The organism is Pseudoduganella rhizocola, from assembly GCF_045984285.3.
Classification (GTDB): Bacteria; Pseudomonadota; Gammaproteobacteria; order Burkholderiales; family Burkholderiaceae_D; genus Rugamonas.
Map to the genome: position 1 here is coordinate 530,129 of NZ_JBJQIK030000001.1, position 14,527 is coordinate 544,655.

The following is a 14,527-nucleotide window of genomic DNA, read 5'->3' on the forward strand; positions in this document are numbered from 1 at the left end:
TCCCGGCAAATTCTATCTAAACACATTATATGAACTAACAGTTTGTTTTTCAATAGATTGTTTTTGTCTTGACTTGTAAATGCAAATAGTTATCATTCGCATTTATATTTTAAATCGGGATCGGAACAACAGTGAACATGGAAGCGCGCGCCCAGCGGGGCCTGGAACTGAACCGTCTTGCAGCCTTGGTGGCCCTCGCCATGCCGCTGCTGGCGCAGGCGCAGACTGCGGACCAGAATGCGGCAGTGATGCCGCAAGTGGAAGTCAACGCGCAGAAGCTGGGCGAAACGACCGAAGGCACCGGCTCCTACACCACGGGCAGGGGCCGCAGCGCAACGCCGCTGAGCATGTCCTTGCGCGATACGCCACAATCGGTTTCGGTGGTCACGCAGCAGCGTATCGAAGACCAGAACCTGGTGTCGGTGACGGACGTGGTCAACAACGTGACCGGGGTGTCAGTCAACCAGTACGAGACCCACCGCGCAGGCTTTACCGCGCGCGGCTTCGACATCACCAACCTGCAGATCGACGGCATTCCCACGACCTGGGAGCAGGCGTGGAGTTCCGGCGAAGTGCTGGGCGGCCTGGCGCTTTACGACCGCGTGGAAGTGGTGCGCGGCGCCACCGGCCTGATGACAGGTGCGGGCAATCCTTCGGCCGCCATCAACCTTATCCGCAAGCGCGCCACCAGCCGGCAGCTGACGGGGGCGGTTGAGGCGGGCGTGGGCCGCTGGAACGAACGCCGCGTGATGGGCGATGTGTCCACCGCCCTCAATCAGGCGGGCACCATCCGTGCACGCGTGGTCGGCGAATACGAGAAGAGCGACAGCTGGGTCGATCTCATGAAGAGCAAGAGCCAGACCGGCTACGCCACCATTGAAGCGGACCTGACGCCGCGTACCACGCTGTCCGCCGGCTTCAGCCGCCAGGAAACCGACCCCAAGGGCCCGATGTGGGGCGGCCTGCCGTTCTGGTACACCGACGGCAGCCACACCAACTGGGACCGTTCCAAAACCTCCGCCGCCGACTGGACGCGCTGGCACACCGAATACGATAACTTCTTCGCCAGGCTCGAACACAGTTTCGACAACGGCTGGCAGCTGCGCGCCAGCTTTACACAGGGCGACCGCAAGGCCGACTCCTACCTGCTCTACCTGTCCGGCGTGCCGGACCGCTTAACGGGCCTTGGCATGTTCTCCTTCGCCGGTTCCTATGCCACGCAGACGAAGCAGGATGACGCAGGGCTGCACGCCAGCGGGCCGTTCCAGCTGTTCGGCCGCAAGCATGAGGCGGCGTTCGGCTATATGCATTCGAAGCAGAAGTTCAGCTCCGACAGCCGTGCCGCCGATTTCGGCAGCAGCAGTTCGGACGTCGGCAACTTCAACAACTGGAACGGCGCCGCATTCCCGGAACCGGCATGGGGTGCACCCACCTTCTATGAAAGCAGCGTGACGAAGCAGGAGGCCCTGTATGGCGTGGTGCGTTTCTCCATCACCGATCCGCTCAAGGTAATCGCCGGCGTCCGCCTGACCAACTACGAGAAGATCGGCCATGGCTTGTGGACTCCGGCCTACGCCATCAAGCACGATGGCGAGGTGACGCCTTATGCAGGCGTGGTCTACGACCTGAACGACAACTACTCGCTGTACGCCAGCTATACCGATATCTTCCAGCCGCAGAACTTCAAGGACATCAATGGCAACAATCTCGATCCGGTGGTGGGCAAGAGTTCCGAAGCGGGCATCAAGGGCGAATTCTTCGGTGGACGCCTGAATGCATCGCTTGCGGTATTCAAGATCAAGCAGGACAAGCTGGGCCAGGAAGCGGGCCTGATCGACCGTGACGGCGGCGGCCCGCTGGCGCCGGAGACCTACTACCGCGCCGCGAAGGGCGCAAAGAGCGACGGCTTCGAATTCGAACTGTCCGGCGAGCTGGCGCGCGGCTGGAACGCCAGCGCAGGCTACTCGCAGTTCGATGCGGAAGATGCTGCAGGCGCCGACATCAACAGCGTCTATCCGCGCAAGCTGTTCCGCGTATTCACCACCTGGCAGCTGCCGGGCGCCCTGAGCGGGCTGACGGTGGGCGGCGGCGTCAACCGGGAGGGCCGGACCTACACGCTCGACCCGGCGGCGCCTGCCTCCACCAACGGCATGATCGAGCAGGAATCCTTCAGCGTGGTGAACCTGATGGCGCGCTACGACATCACGAAGCAGCTGTCGGCCCAGCTGAACATCAACAATGCCACCGACAAGAAGCACTTCGGGATGTTTGCAGCGTATGGCGCCATCACCTATGCCGCACCGCGCAGCGCTTCCCTGACCCTCAAGTACCGCTTCTGACCTGTCCATGCGCGCATTCTGGACCCTTGTTCACCGCTACCTCGGCCTGATCACCGCCGGCTTCCTCTTCGTCAGCGGCGTGACGGGCGCCATCATCTCGTGGGACCACGAGCTGGATGACCTGCTCAACCCGCACCTGATGGAAGCGCGTACGCCCGGCGCCGCGCAAGCCTCGCTGGCGCTGGCGCAGCAGATTGAAGAGCGCTATCCGCAGGTAAGCGTGTCCTTTGTGCCGCTGCACGCGGAGGCAGGTGAATCGCTGGGCTTCGGCGTGGCGCCGCGTGTCGATCCCGCGAAGAAGCTGCTGGGCGAGCCGGGCTTCAACCAGGTCTTCATCGACCCGGTGAGCGGCGTGGAGCTGGGCAAGCGGGAGTGGGGCGCCGTGTGGCCGATCACCAAGGAGACCTTCGTCTCCTTCCTCTACCGCCTGCACTACACGCTGCACATGCCGGAAATGTGGGGCATCGACCGCTGGGGCCTGTGGCTGATGGGCGGCATCGCCATGATCTGGGTGGTGGACAGTTTCGTCGGCTTCTACCTGACCCTGCCGCTGCGGCGCAAGCAGGCGCACGGCGGCAAGTCATGGTGGCAGCGCTGGCAGCCGGCGTGGAAGGTGCGCTGGAATGGCGGCTGGCCGAAACTGAACTTCGACCTGCACCGTGCTTTCAGCCTGTGGACCTGGGTACTGCTCTTCACCATGGCCTTCACGGCATTCTCGCTGAACCTGTATGCGGAGGTGTTCTATCCCGTGATGAGCAAGGTAACGAAAGTGACGCCGTCGCCGTTCGATACGCGTGCTCCCGCCGGCCGCCACCATCCCATCGCGCCGCGCGTCGGCTATGCCGATATCGTGCAGCGCGCGTCCACTGAAGCGCAGCAGCGCCAATGGGCCGAGCCGGCAGGCAGCGTGTTCTATTCGCAGGATTTCGGCATTTACGGCGTGAGCTTTTTCAAGCCCGGCGACGACCACGGCGCCGGCGGCGTCGGTCCGGCCGTGTTGTACTACGACGGTGTGGATGGCCGCCTGCTCGGCGACCGCCAGCCATGGAAAGGCACTGCGGCCGACATCTTCGTACAGGCCCAGTTCCCGCTGCACTCCGGCCGCATCCTCGGTATTGCGGGCCGCGTGCTGATCTCCTTCATGGGCGTGGTGGTCGCGATGCTGAGCGTGACCGGTGTGATCATCTGGTGGCGCAAGCGCAAATCGCGCGTGGCAGTCGTGCGAAGGGAAGCGTTGGACTCGGTCATGGGTACTGCTGACGGGAATGCATGACCGATAGAATTTCGATAGCCGTCGCGCCGATACGGTAAACGATAAGGTAGTTGGGATGAACAAGCAGTTCGCGAGTGCCTGCTACACGGCCTGCGCGGTACATATAGGGATGCTGAGGGAGTTGTGTGACAAGCCGGTCGACCGCGATAAAGGTCAACCGCTGCTCGCGCGTTACGTTGCGCAACGTAGTCGAGAATAGTAGCGAGATCGGCCTGGGCTTCAGCGCGCCAACGGATCGGGAGCATCGGTAGCGCGCTTCGCCTCGAGTACTTTCCTGAGCTCCGCCATTACTTCCTCGTGAGAGAACGTAGCATCCTGGCTGCCGAGTGCCGCCTTTACCTTTGCGCGGAACCAGCGGTCATAGGCCTCGGCTTCCTCCGCCGTGGCGAACTCTGTTGCATTGGGTGATGGCATGTCGCTCATGATCGGACAATTATAGGCCCATTGCGCTGTTTGGGCTGCTCCAACGATCCCAGACATGAGCTGTGTCAAGCGCACAAACAAAAATGCCAACCTGTGAAGGTTGGCATTTTTGTTGAAACTTGGTAGGCCGTGCGGGATTCGAACCTGCGACCAACGGATTAAAAGTCCGCTGCTCTACCAGCTGAGCTAACGACCCGAAAGAGGCCGCATTATACACAGGTGCCGGACACTCTGCCAAGTCCCTGCGTTCACCCGAGTGCGGCCGTGACTTTGAGGACTTCTTCGGCCGTCGTTACGCCGTCGCGGATCTTGTAGGCGCCGGCGATGCGCAGCGGCTTCATGCCGTCGGCGGCGGCCTGCCGGCGCAGCGCGCTGATGTCGGTTTCTTCCTGCACCTGTTGGTTGAAGGCTTCCGTCACCGTCAGCAGCTCGTAGATGCCGGTGCGGCCGCGGTAGCCGGTCTGGCGGCATTCGGGGCAGCCCACCGGCCGGTAGACTTTCTCCGGCTTCGGAATATTCCAGGCGCCGCCGATGCTTTGCCAGATGTCGTCGGCGATTTCGCCGTCGTCCTGTTTGCAGTCCACGCACAGCGTGCGCACCAGGCGCTGCGCCATGATGCCGATCAGCGTGGCTTCCAGCAGGTAGTAGGGCACGCCCAGCTCCAGCAGGCGCATCACAGCGGAAGGCGCGTCGTTGGTGTGCAGCGTGGAGAGCACGAGGTGGCCGGTCAGCGCTGCCTGGATCGCCATTTCGGCCGTCGCCAGGTCGCGGATCTCGCCCACCATGATGATATCCGGATCCTGCCGCATCAGCGCGCGCACGCCGTCGGCGAAGGTGAGGTCGATGGAAGGCTGCACCTGCATCTGGTTGAAGGAGGCTTCCACCATCTCGATCGGATCCTCCACCGTGCAGACATTGACTTCCGAAGTCGCGAGGAACTTCAGCGTGGTGTACAGCGTGGTGGTTTTGCCCGATCCAGTGGGGCCGGTGACGAGGATGATGCCGTGCGGGCGGTTGGTCAGCGCGTCCCAGCGCGCGGCGTCCTCGGGCGGGAAGCCCAGTTCCGGCAGGGTCTTTACCACCACGTCCGGATCGAAGATACGCATCACCAGCTTTTCGCCGAAGGCGGTGGGCAGGGTGGAGAGGCGCAGTTCGATTTCCTGCCCGCCAGCGGTGCGGGTCTTGATGCGGCCATCCTGCGGGCGGCGCTTTTCGATCACGTCCATGCGGCCCAGCAGCTTGATGCGGGCCGTCATGGCGATCATCACCACGGCAGGCACCTGGTAGACCTGGTGCAGCACGCCGTCGATGCGGAAACGGATGGCGCCCAGCTCGCGCTTGGGTTCCAGGTGGATGTCGGAGGCACGCTGCTCGAAGGCGTACTGCCACAACCAGTCGACGATGTTGATCACATGCTGGTCGTTGGCATCGACCTGCTTGTTGGTCTTGCCCATCTCCACCAGCTGCTCGAAGTTATTGCGCAGCGCGACGTCCTGCCCCGTCGATTTGCTGGCCTTCTTGATCGACTTTGCGAGCGAGAAGAACTGCGAGGTGTACTGCGCGATATCGAGCGGATTCGCGATTACGCGGCGGATGGCGCGGCGCGAGATCTTGGCAATCTCCGCTTCCCATTCGAGGGCGAAAGGATCGGCGGTGGCCACCGTCAGCGTATCCGTGTTGATTTCAACGGGCAGGATGTTGAAGCGCGCCGCATAGCTGGCGGACATCACATCCGCCACGCGCGTAAAGTCCACCTTCAGCGGATCGATGCGGTAGAAGGGAAGGTGGGTGCGCTCGGCCAGCCATTCGGTCAGCGCGTCCAGCGTGAGCAGCTTGTGGGGCGCTTTGGCGGACAGCAGCTTGCAGTGCGCCACCGCGCACAGCGGATGCATCACGCCGGAAGTATTGCGCAGGATGCCCTGGGCCTGGTTGTAATGGGCCTTGACGTCTGCCTTCTCGACCATGCCATCGGCGAGAAGCCAGGTAAAGATCTGCTGAAGGTCGAGCGCTTTCGCCATAAAGGTCCCTTAGCTTGCCAGTATGCCCTTGACCCAGGACTTGGCCGGCAGTTTGGTATCGGCCACGATTTGCGCGGCCCGTGCGTTCAATGCTTCCGCGTCAATGCTGCGAGCGGTGCGGAAGGCAATCGCCACCACATTCCCATCATGCACCTGCGGCAGGCTGATAACTTGCGGGAAGGCGAACTTCATCGCTTTCAGGTTCTTCGCATAGCTCGGATGATCACCGAACAGGTTCACGGTCATGATGCCGTCCGCGTTCAGGCAGGCGGCGCACGCCTGGTAGAACTCGGCGCTGTCGAGCACCGGGCCGCGCGCGGTGGCGTCGTAGAGGTCAACCTGCAGCGCATCGAGCGTGCCGTGGTTGGCGGCGTCGGTAACGAAGTCCATCGCATCCATCTCCAGCACGTTCAGGCGCGCATCGTTCGGCGGCAGCTTGAACATGGATTCGCAGATGGCGACCACCGCAGGATTCAGCTCCACCGCTGTTACCGAAGCTTGCGGCCAGGTCCTGTAGCAGAACTTGGTGAGGGCGCCGGTGCCGAGGCCCAGCTGGGCGATGGCGCGCGGCGTATCGTTCCACAGCATCCAGGCCATCATCTGCTGTGCATACTCCAGCTCCGGCCAGTCCGGCTTGCGGATGCGCATGGCGCCCTGCACCCACTCGGTGCCGAAGTGCAGGTAGCGCACGCCGTCCTGTTCCGACAGGGTGACAGGCGCGAACTTCGGTTTGCGGGGAGCGGCCGGCCGGGCAGCCGGGCGGGACGATTCTTCTTTTTCGATGGATTTGCGTTTGATAAGCATGGGCTATTATCCCGCGTTGTCTTGCTGTGTAGCAAGGGCACAAATAAAAACTGCCGGCCATCGCTGGCCGGCAGTCGCCCGAGGAGGTGGGCTGTGATGCTCTTTATTGCATCGGCTCGACCGACACGCGCAGGCGCAGGCGCTCGCCCGGATCGTAGCTCATGATGCTGGTGTAGTTGCGGCCGCGGTAATCATAGACCACTTCGTAGCCGTTCGGGCGCTGTTCCCAGTGATCGACCATGCGGCACTGCTTCACGGCCTGTTCGGTCACGCCGGCCGGCTGGCCGTTCTGGTTCTCGACACGGTCGCCGACCACGGCGCCGGCAATTGCGCCGGCGGCGGTGGCGGCGGTCTTGCCGCTGCCGCTGCCCACCTGGCTGCCCAGCAGGGCGCCGGCGATGCCGCCGACGATGGAGCCGCCCACGCCGCGCTGGGGCTGTTGCTGAACCTGCACATATTCAGTGCGGCATTCCTGGCGCGGACGGTTGATGCGTTCCATTTGCGGGGTCACGCGGACCACGCGGGCAAAATCTTCAAACTCGACAGCGTGCGCTGCCGGAATCGCTGCGCTCAGGCACAGGGCGGACACCATCAGCTTGGCTTGGATCTTCATATTAAGTACCTCTTATCTTGTTTATATGTCTTGGGTGGGCAGTTCTACGGGAAATGGAAGTGCACAACCCTATAGTAGCAAGGGTGCGTGTAACGTTCCTGCGTTCATGGCAACAAATTGTAACCCCTTGCCCGAAACCTTGCCGCCCACCGCTGGCGCGCGCTGCTGTTCAGCAATGACTCATAAAATGGCGCGAAAATGGCTGATTTTTAACGTTTCTTGTGTCATGAAGCACATTCAAGTTGATTCATGCTGTACAACACGTTACCCTAACACCCTGGGATTACATTGATAGAGAGAAATGCGACTAAGCCCTTGCAGGCGCGATGACCCGCCGCAGGGACGATTGTATAGGTGTCTCACAATAGCAAAAAAACAACCGTACAGAACAGGTCGATTTGAGGGAAAAATGAGTTTGTTGATAACCGTGCCGCCCAATCTTGTGCAGTCCATCCGGGCCTTCCGGGTGGTGGACCTGCAAGAAGAAGCCGGCCGCCTGGGACAGCATTTCCTATACGCACATTGCCACGCGGGCCTGACCAAGCAGCAAGTTCTGGGAATTATTGCCGAGTCATTCCGCTTTCCCAAGCCATGCGGTAAAAATTTCGACGCGCTGCGCGAAACGCTGACCAATACCCTGCACGCCGCAGGCCCGCAGCCGGGCTTCCTGATCGTGCTGGAGCAGTTGCCAAATACGCAAAAATTTGACCGGGAAGCACGCGAGACCCTGCTCGACGTGTTCCGCGACGCGGCCGATTTCTGGGCCGAGAAGAAAGTGCCGTTCCGCGTGTTTTACTCCTTCGAGTAAGCGCCCACCAGCCTTCCGTGCGGGCCGCTTTCTTGGTCCGCTCTGCCGCAGCAGGTACAATGGCGGCCTATGAAAAACATCGTCATCCTGATTTCCGGCCGCGGCAGCAATATGGAAGCCGTGGTCCGTGCTGCGCAGGCCGAGCAGTGGCCGGCGCGCATTGCGGCCGTCATCAGCAATAAAGCGGACGCCAAAGGCCTCGAATTTGCCGCCAGCCATGGCATCGCCACGGCCGTGGTGCCGAACAAGGACTACCCGACGCGCGAAGCCTTCGATGCGGCGCTGCAGGAAGTTATCGACTCCTTCCAGCCTGACCTGGTGGTGCTGGCCGGCTTCATGCGCATCCTCACGCCGGGTTTCGTGGAGCATTACGCCGGGCGGATGCTCAACATCCACCCCTCGCTGCTGCCGCTGTTCCCCGGCCTGCATACGCACGAAGCGGCGCTGGCTTCCGGGCTGGCCCAGCACGGCGCCACTGTTCACTTTGTGACGGCGGAACTGGATCACGGCCCGATGGTCGACCAGGTTGCCGTGCCCATCCTGCCGGGCGATACGGCCGAGACGCTGTCCGCCCGCGTGCTGCAGCAGGAACACATACTGTACCCGCGCGCCATCCGCTGGTTCATTGAAGATAGACTGACTGTCGAGGATGGCAAGGTCCGAGTGGACCAGACCATTAACTAAGGAATACCATGAGATTGTCACCAGCCGTACTCGGCAGCGCAGAAGAAGTGCTGCGCGAGATCCTGCGCTTTACCGCTCCGGCGGATACCACCCTGTCGCGCTATTTCAAGGACCACCCGCGCCTGGGCGGCCGCGAGCGCGGCGCCATCGCCGAATGCGTGTACACGGTGCTGCGCAACAAGAACTTCTTCACCGACTTCGCCGAAGGCGCGGGCGGCGCCAATATGCGGCGCCTGATGCTGCTGGGCATGCTCGATGCCGTCGGCCTCGACGCGCTGCCGGGCCTGAGCGAAGACGAGACCGCGTGGCTGGAGCGCATGGCCGGCATCGACCGCAAGCTGCTGCACAAGTCGCTGCGCACCAATATGCCGCTGTGGCTGTATGAAAAGCTGGTGGCGCAATACGGCGAGGAAGAAGCGCTGGCGCTGTCGGACGCGCTGAACACGCCGGCGCCGCTGGACCTGCGCGTGAACGCGCTGAAAGCGAGCCGCGACGAGGTAATCGCCAAGCTGGCCGAGGCGCCGATTGCCGCCGAACCGACGCCGTATGCGCCGCTCGGCCTGCGCGTGCTGAAGAAGCCTGCGCTGCAGAACCTGCCGCTGTTCAAAGAGGGCGCCATCGAAGTGCAGGACGAAGGCAGCCAGCTGCTGTCGCAGATCCTGGGCGCCAAGCGCGGCGAGATGGTGGTCGACTTCTGCGCCGGCGCCGGCGGCAAGACGCTGGCGCTGGGTGCGCAGATGCGCAATACGGGGCGGCTGTATGCCTTCGACGTGTCCGAAAAGCGCCTGGCCAAGCTGAAGCCGCGCCTGGCGCGCTCCGGCCTGTCGAACGTGCATCCGGTGGCGATTGCGCACGAGCGCGATGCCAAGATCAAGCGCCTGGCGGGCAAGATCGACCGCGTGCTGGTGGATGCGCCATGTTCCGGCATGGGCACGCTGCGCCGCAATCCCGACGTGAAATGGCGCCAGCCGCCGGAAGCCATCGGCGAGATGCAGGCAAAGCAGATCGCGATCCTGGACGGCGCCTCGCGCCTGGTGAAAAGCGGCGGCCGCCTGGTCTACGCCACCTGCAGCCTGCTGAACGAAGAGAATGACGCCGTGGCGGCGCAGTTCATCGAAAGCCACCCGGACTTCGCGCTGGTGCCGATGAAGCAGGTGCTGGCCGAACAGAAGATCGCGCTGGAGATGGACGACTACCTGAAGCTGCTGCCGCACAAGCACCAGACCGACGGCTTCTTCGCCGCCGTCTTCGAACGCAAGCCCATGCCCAAAGCCGCCGCCGCGGACGAATCCGAAAACTGACCAGCCCGTGTCCACCTTGGTGCCAGGCACCGGAGTGGACACGAGCTCGAGTGCAATACAGTAGAGGCCGTGTCCACCTTGGTGCCTGACCCCAAGGTGGACACGGGCTCAGCCACGGGAGAGCCATGAAGCAGACGCCGTTTACCAATCTGATTAACGATTTGCTGGGGGATCTGCGCGATCCCGGCCTGCTGTGGCAACTGGCCGCGCTGGCGGCGTCGATCGCGCTGGGGTGGACCATCGCGCGCTTCCTGCAGGCCAAGCTGGCCGGCCGCGAGTCACATGGCGTGCGCCGCTTCGGCATCGAGAGCTTCGGCCGCGTGGTCGGGCCGCTGGCCATCGTGGCGCTGCTGGCGCTGTCGCAGGCGGTGCTGCACCGCTGGTACCACGTGAACCTGCTGAAGGTGGCGCTGCCCATCTTCGGTTCCCTCGCCGTGATCCGCTTTACCTTCTTCCTGCTGCGCCGCGTGTTCGCGCGCCAGGGGCAGGTGGGCGAGACCCTGCTGACCTTCGAGAAGATTTTCCAGTTGCTGGTGTGGCTGGCCTTCGCCCTGTATATCACCGGCGTGTGGGACGATCTCTACCGCTACCTGGACGATACCTATATCCCGCTCGGCAAGAACCGGGCCTCGATCGCCGCCATCCTGCAGGGCGCGCTGTCCGTGGTGGTGCTGGTGGTGCTGGCCATGTGGGCCGGTGCGGCGCTCGAAGAGCGGCTGATGAATATGCCGACCATGAACTCCAACCTGCGCGTGGTGCTGGCGCGTACCGGCCGCGCGCTGCTGATCGTGCTGGCGGTGCTGTTCAGCCTGTCGCTGGTGGGCATCGACCTGACCGTGCTGTCCGTGTTCGGCGGCGCGCTGGGCGTGGGCCTCGGTTTCGGCCTGCAGAAGATTGCCAGCAACTATGTGTCCGGCTTCATCATCCTGCTGGACCGCAGCCTGACCATCGGCGACATGATCACCGTGGACAAATACAGCGGCCAGGTCACGCATATCAATACCCGCTATACCATCCTGCAGGGCCTGGACGGGGTGGAATCCATCGTGCCGAACGAGATGCTGGTCTCGACGCCGGTGCAGAATTCTTCGCTGTCGAACAAGATGCTGGCGCTCAACACCAAGGTATCGGTGGCCTACGATACCGACCTCGACTTCGCGCTCAAGGTGCTGGAGGAGGCCGCTGCCTCGATCCCGCGGGTGTCGAAGGACAAGCCGCCGGGCGCCACCCTGCAGAGCTTCGGCGCCGATGGCCTGGACCTGCAGGTCAGCTTCTGGATCAACGATCCGGAGGCGGGCAAGGGCGGCGTGACCTCGGACGTCAACCGCGCCATCTGGAAGGCCTTGAAAGACAATCGGATATCGGTTCCCTTCCCGCAACGTGAAATGCGCATCCTGGGACCGGTGCCGCCCCTTGCGGTGTCGCAGAACGGTGTTGATGAGCAGGCAACTTTGCCGGATTCCGGCGGAATTGGGCGTACAATGGCGACCAATACAAGCGAAAACACCGGCCGCTAAGTCCGATTTCCGGACCCTAGCCGGGGCAATCACCGTGGAGTAGTAATGGAGTTGAACGCAGTACTGGAGTTCCTGACGCATGGCGTCACCGGCCTGTCCAATTGGCAGACCGTAATCTATACGCTGATCGTGACGCATATCACGATCGCGAGTGTGACGATTTACCTGCATCGCCACCAGGCGCACCGCGCGCTGGAGCTGCATGCAATCCCGAGCCATTTTTTCCGCTTCTGGCTGTGGCTGACCACCGGCCAGGTGACCAAGGAGTGGGCGGCCATCCACCGCAAGCACCACGCCAAGTGCGATACCGAGGACGACCCGCATAGCCCGGTGACCCGCGGCATCAAGAAGGTATTCTGGGAAGGCGCCGAACTGTACCGCGCCGAGTCGAAGAACAAGGAAACGCTGGAGAAGTACGGCCACGGCACCCCGAACGACTGGATCGAGCACAATCTGTACTCGAAGTTCAGCTGGCAGGGCGTGGCGCTGCTGCTGATCGCCAACGTCATCCTGTTCGGCGCCAAGGGCATTACCGTGTGGGCCGTGCAGATGCTGTGGATTCCCGTGACCGCCGCCGGCATCATCAACGGCATCGGCCACTACTGGGGCTACCGCAACTACGACTGCTCGGATGCGGCGGTGAACATCGTCCCATGGGGGATCATCATTGGCGGCGAAGAGCTGCACAACAACCACCATACCTATGCCACCTCGGCCAAGCTGTCCTCGAAGTGGTACGAGTTCGATATCGGCTGGGGCTATATCCGCGCGCTGGAAATCGTGGGCCTGGCCAAGGTGAAGAAGCTGCCGCCGGTGCCGAAGTTCGACAAGGACAAGATCAAGGCCGACTTCGATACGCTGCAGGCCGTGATCGCCAACCGCTACGACGTGATGGCCAAGTACGCCAAGTCCGTCAAGCATGCGTGGAAAGAGGAGCTGGAGCACCTGAAGGACAAGGCCCAGCTGGAATCCCGCTTCCTCAAGTCCACCCGCAAGCTGCTGCAGCGCGAGCCGGCCAAGCTGGAAGCGCCGCAGAAGCAGCAGCTGGTCGAGCTGTTCCAGCACAGCAAGGCGCTGGAAACCATGCACAATATGCGCGTGGAGCTGGGCATGCTGTGGGAGCGTTCGCATTTCTCGCGCGACGAGCTGGTGCACAAGCTGCAGGACTGGTGCGAGCGCGCCGAAGCCTCCGGCATCAAGGCCCTGCAGGACTTCTCCCTGCGCCTGCGCAGCTACGCGTAAGCCTTCCAGCTCAAGCAAAAACGGCCCTTCGGGGCCGTTTTTTTTGCCGGGCCCGCCGGATATTGGGGCGAAAAAAAACCGCTCCAGGGAGCGGTTTTTGTATGAAGCCGAAGATTACTTGATCTTGGTTTCTTTGTACTGAACGTGCTTGCGGGCTTTGGGATCGAACTTCATGATCTCCATTTTGCCAGGCATGGTGCGCTTGTTCTTGGTGGTGGTGTAGAAGTGACCGGTACCTGCGGTCGATTCCAGCTTGATTTTGTCGCGGCCAGTTTTCGCCATGATAGCTCCCTATTAAACTTTTTCGCCACGAGCGCGCATGTCGGCCAGGACGGCATCGATGCCGACCTTGTCGATAACGCGCAGACCGGCGTTGGACAGACGCAGGGAGACCCAGCGGTTTTCCGATTCAACGAAGATACGACGGTTCTGCAGGTTAGGCAGGAAACGACGCTTCGTCTTGTTGTTCGCGTGGGAAACGTTGTTGCCGACCATCGGCTTCTTCCCAGTAACTTGGCAGACACGTGCCATGACGCACTCCTTAATAACTTCCGAAATTGGAAAAACGAGAGTATATCCAAAAAACTCAGCTTTTTCAATCACTTGCGAAAAACAATTGTGTCTTGATCTATAGCTTAAATTTAACATTTAACGGAGCTAGATTTGACCATGTTCGGCGAAGGAGTGGACGCGGCTGCCGGCCACCACAAAATGGTCGAGAACGCGGATATCCACCAGGGCCAGCGCCTGCACCAGGGCCCGCGTCAGCAGCAGGTCGGACTCGCTGGGTTCAGGCGTGCCGGAAGGGTGGTTATGGGCCAGCATCACGGCCGCCGCATTGCGCGCCAGCGCTTCCCGCACCACTTCGCGCGGGTAGACGCTGGTATGCGTGAGGGTGCCGCGAAACAGTTCGCGTGCCTCGATCAGCCGGTTTTTGACGTCCAGAAACAACACATGGAAGGATTCGTGGCGCTTGCCGGCGAGCGCGGCGCGCAGGTAGGTTTTCACCGCTTGGGGCGAGCTGAGCGCGGCACCGGCCTTCAGTTCCTCGCTCAGGGCGCGCCGGGCCAGTTCCATCACCGCCTGCAATTGGGCGAACTTGGCGCCGCCGATGCCCGGAACGGCGGCGAATTCCTGCTGTGTCGCCCCGAACAGAGCCCGCAGGGAGCCAAACTGGCGCAGCATATCGCTGCCCATATCCACCGCGCTTTTGCCGCGCACCCCGGTCCGCAGGAAGACCGCGAGCAGTTCCGCATCCGACAGCGCTTGCGGACCTTCGCGCAGGAGCCGTTCGCGCGGGCGCTGGTGTTCCGGCCAGTCGGTGATACGCATCGGAGCACTCCGGGAATGGATGAAGAAGCATTATGGGGCGGCCGGGGCGGGGCTGTACTGAGCCAACCCAAGCTCCATCGTTGCAGTATTTGAAATAGTTAATTGTTTTTGGCGCGGATTCTCTTCGTGGGCCGTATCGATGACACTGGAATCACTCAATCATCCACGAAAGG

Annotated in this window: 15 protein-coding genes and 1 tRNA gene; 7 read left to right on the forward strand and 9 right to left on the reverse strand. The window is 62.1% G+C overall.

Annotation, left to right across the window (positions count from 1 at the left end; translation table 11 throughout):
• Positions 1-137 precede the first annotated feature (137 nt).
• On the forward strand, positions 138-2,339 hold the full coding sequence (locus ACJRPG_RS02435; protein WP_407998452.1) for a TonB-dependent siderophore receptor: 2,202 nt from the start codon (positions 138-140) through the stop codon (positions 2,337-2,339).
• Between the two features lie 7 nt (positions 2,340-2,346).
• The gene (locus ACJRPG_RS02440; RefSeq protein WP_407998453.1) at positions 2,347-3,612 is read left to right on the forward strand and encodes a PepSY-associated TM helix domain-containing protein; all 1,266 of its coding nucleotides are present in this window, start codon (positions 2,347-2,349) and stop codon (positions 3,610-3,612) included.
• On the opposite strand, the gene ACJRPG_RS02445 is transcribed toward ACJRPG_RS02440, so the two are convergent.
• From ACJRPG_RS02445 to ACJRPG_RS02470, 6 genes are all read right to left on the reverse strand, one after another.
• The gene (locus tag ACJRPG_RS02445) at positions 3,584-3,715 is read right to left on the reverse strand and encodes a type II toxin-antitoxin system RelE/ParE family toxin (RefSeq protein ID WP_407998665.1); all 132 of its coding nucleotides are present in this window, start codon (positions 3,713-3,715) and stop codon (positions 3,584-3,586) included. The genes ACJRPG_RS02440 and ACJRPG_RS02445 overlap by 29 nt on opposite strands.
• A 116-nt stretch (positions 3,716-3,831) precedes the next feature.
• Positions 3,832-4,035 carry a type II toxin-antitoxin system RelB family antitoxin gene (gene relB, locus ACJRPG_RS02450; protein WP_407998454.1) on the reverse strand — a complete coding sequence of 68 codons (204 nt, stop codon included), beginning with the start codon at positions 4,033-4,035 and terminating at the stop codon, positions 3,832-3,834.
• A gap of 120 nt (positions 4,036-4,155) precedes the next feature.
• A tRNA-Lys gene (locus ACJRPG_RS02455) sits at positions 4,156-4,231 on the reverse strand.
• Positions 4,232-4,283: 52 nt separating this feature from the next.
• Positions 4,284-6,053 (reverse strand): type IV pilus assembly ATPase TfpB, encoded by a 1,770-nt coding sequence (gene tfpB, locus ACJRPG_RS02460; protein ID WP_407998455.1) that lies wholly within the window; start codon positions 6,051-6,053, stop codon positions 4,284-4,286.
• Positions 6,054-6,062: 9 nt separating this feature from the next.
• Positions 6,063-6,857: a spermine/spermidine synthase domain-containing protein gene (locus ACJRPG_RS02465; RefSeq protein ID WP_407998456.1), complete on the reverse strand. Its 795-nt coding sequence runs from the start codon at positions 6,855-6,857 to the stop codon at positions 6,063-6,065.
• A 103-nt stretch (positions 6,858-6,960) separates the two neighbouring features.
• Positions 6,961-7,470 carry a glycine zipper 2TM domain-containing protein gene (locus ACJRPG_RS02470; protein ID WP_407998457.1) on the reverse strand — a complete coding sequence of 170 codons (510 nt, stop codon included), beginning with the start codon at positions 7,468-7,470 and terminating at the stop codon, positions 6,961-6,963.
• 409 nt (positions 7,471-7,879) lie between these two features.
• Here ACJRPG_RS02470 and ACJRPG_RS02475 point away from each other — a divergent pair, with 409 nt between their 5' ends.
• From ACJRPG_RS02475 to ACJRPG_RS02495, 5 genes are all read left to right on the forward strand, one after another.
• Complete coding sequence (locus tag ACJRPG_RS02475) at positions 7,880-8,278, forward strand: barstar family protein (RefSeq protein WP_407998458.1); 399 nt, start codon at positions 7,880-7,882, stop codon at positions 8,276-8,278.
• 69 nt (positions 8,279-8,347) lie between these two features.
• The gene (gene purN, locus ACJRPG_RS02480; RefSeq protein ID WP_407998459.1) at positions 8,348-8,962 is read left to right on the forward strand and encodes a phosphoribosylglycinamide formyltransferase; all 615 of its coding nucleotides are present in this window, start codon (positions 8,348-8,350) and stop codon (positions 8,960-8,962) included.
• A gap of 8 nt (positions 8,963-8,970) precedes the next feature.
• Entirely contained in the window at positions 8,971-10,263 is a 1,293-nt protein-coding gene (locus ACJRPG_RS02485) for an RsmB/NOP family class I SAM-dependent RNA methyltransferase (protein WP_407998460.1), read from the forward strand.
• Between the two features lie 125 nt (positions 10,264-10,388).
• The gene (locus ACJRPG_RS02490) at positions 10,389-11,780 is read left to right on the forward strand and encodes a mechanosensitive ion channel family protein (RefSeq protein WP_407998461.1); all 1,392 of its coding nucleotides are present in this window, start codon (positions 10,389-10,391) and stop codon (positions 11,778-11,780) included.
• Between the two features lie 45 nt (positions 11,781-11,825).
• Positions 11,826-13,022 (forward strand): DesA family fatty acid desaturase, encoded by a 1,197-nt coding sequence (locus ACJRPG_RS02495; protein ID WP_407998462.1) that lies wholly within the window; start codon positions 11,826-11,828, stop codon positions 13,020-13,022.
• 114 nt (positions 13,023-13,136) lie between these two features.
• Here the strand turns inward: ACJRPG_RS02495 and rpmG are convergent, their stop codons facing one another.
• The 3 genes from rpmG to radC form a co-directional block, all read right to left on the reverse strand.
• A complete protein-coding gene (rpmG, locus tag ACJRPG_RS02500) occupies positions 13,137-13,304 on the reverse strand; it encodes a 50S ribosomal protein L33 (RefSeq protein ID WP_407998463.1) in 168 nt (55 codons plus the stop codon).
• Between the two features lie 12 nt (positions 13,305-13,316).
• Positions 13,317-13,553 (reverse strand): 50S ribosomal protein L28, encoded by a 237-nt coding sequence (gene rpmB / locus ACJRPG_RS02505; RefSeq protein WP_008451488.1) that lies wholly within the window; start codon positions 13,551-13,553, stop codon positions 13,317-13,319.
• A 126-nt stretch (positions 13,554-13,679) separates the two neighbouring features.
• Positions 13,680-14,354 (reverse strand): RadC family protein, encoded by a 675-nt coding sequence (gene radC / locus ACJRPG_RS02510; protein ID WP_407998464.1) that lies wholly within the window; start codon positions 14,352-14,354, stop codon positions 13,680-13,682.
• Between the last annotated feature and the right edge of the window lie 173 nt (positions 14,355-14,527).

What these genes read in the sequence shown, in the direction of transcription:
- ACJRPG_RS02435 (WP_407998452.1), top strand. Translation starts at nt 138, where the DNA reads ATGGAAGCGCGCGCCCAGCGGGGCCTGGAACTGAACCGTCTTGCAGCC.
- ACJRPG_RS02440 (WP_407998453.1), top strand. Translation starts at nt 2,347, where the DNA reads ATGCGCGCATTCTGGACCCTTGTTCACCGCTACCTCGGCCTGATCACC.
- ACJRPG_RS02445 (WP_407998665.1), bottom strand. Translation starts at nt 3,715, where the DNA reads ATGTACCGCGCAGGCCGTGTAGCAGGCACTCGCGAACTGCTTGTTCAT.
- relB (WP_407998454.1), bottom strand. Translation starts at nt 4,035, where the DNA reads ATGAGCGACATGCCATCACCCAATGCAACAGAGTTCGCCACGGCGGAG.
- tfpB (WP_407998455.1), bottom strand. Translation starts at nt 6,053, where the DNA reads ATGGCGAAAGCGCTCGACCTTCAGCAGATCTTTACCTGGCTTCTCGCC.
- ACJRPG_RS02465 (WP_407998456.1), bottom strand. Translation starts at nt 6,857, where the DNA reads ATGCTTATCAAACGCAAATCCATCGAAAAAGAAGAATCGTCCCGCCCG.
- ACJRPG_RS02470 (WP_407998457.1), bottom strand. Translation starts at nt 7,470, where the DNA reads ATGAAGATCCAAGCCAAGCTGATGGTGTCCGCCCTGTGCCTGAGCGCA.
- ACJRPG_RS02475 (WP_407998458.1), top strand. Translation starts at nt 7,880, where the DNA reads ATGAGTTTGTTGATAACCGTGCCGCCCAATCTTGTGCAGTCCATCCGG.
- purN (WP_407998459.1), top strand. Translation starts at nt 8,348, where the DNA reads ATGAAAAACATCGTCATCCTGATTTCCGGCCGCGGCAGCAATATGGAA.
- ACJRPG_RS02485 (WP_407998460.1), top strand. Translation starts at nt 8,971, where the DNA reads ATGAGATTGTCACCAGCCGTACTCGGCAGCGCAGAAGAAGTGCTGCGC.
- ACJRPG_RS02490 (WP_407998461.1), top strand. Translation starts at nt 10,389, where the DNA reads ATGAAGCAGACGCCGTTTACCAATCTGATTAACGATTTGCTGGGGGAT.
- ACJRPG_RS02495 (WP_407998462.1), top strand. Translation starts at nt 11,826, where the DNA reads ATGGAGTTGAACGCAGTACTGGAGTTCCTGACGCATGGCGTCACCGGC.
- rpmG (WP_407998463.1), bottom strand. Translation starts at nt 13,304, where the DNA reads ATGGCGAAAACTGGCCGCGACAAAATCAAGCTGGAATCGACCGCAGGT.
- rpmB (WP_008451488.1), bottom strand. Translation starts at nt 13,553, where the DNA reads ATGGCACGTGTCTGCCAAGTTACTGGGAAGAAGCCGATGGTCGGCAAC.
- radC (WP_407998464.1), bottom strand. Translation starts at nt 14,354, where the DNA reads ATGCGTATCACCGACTGGCCGGAACACCAGCGCCCGCGCGAACGGCTC.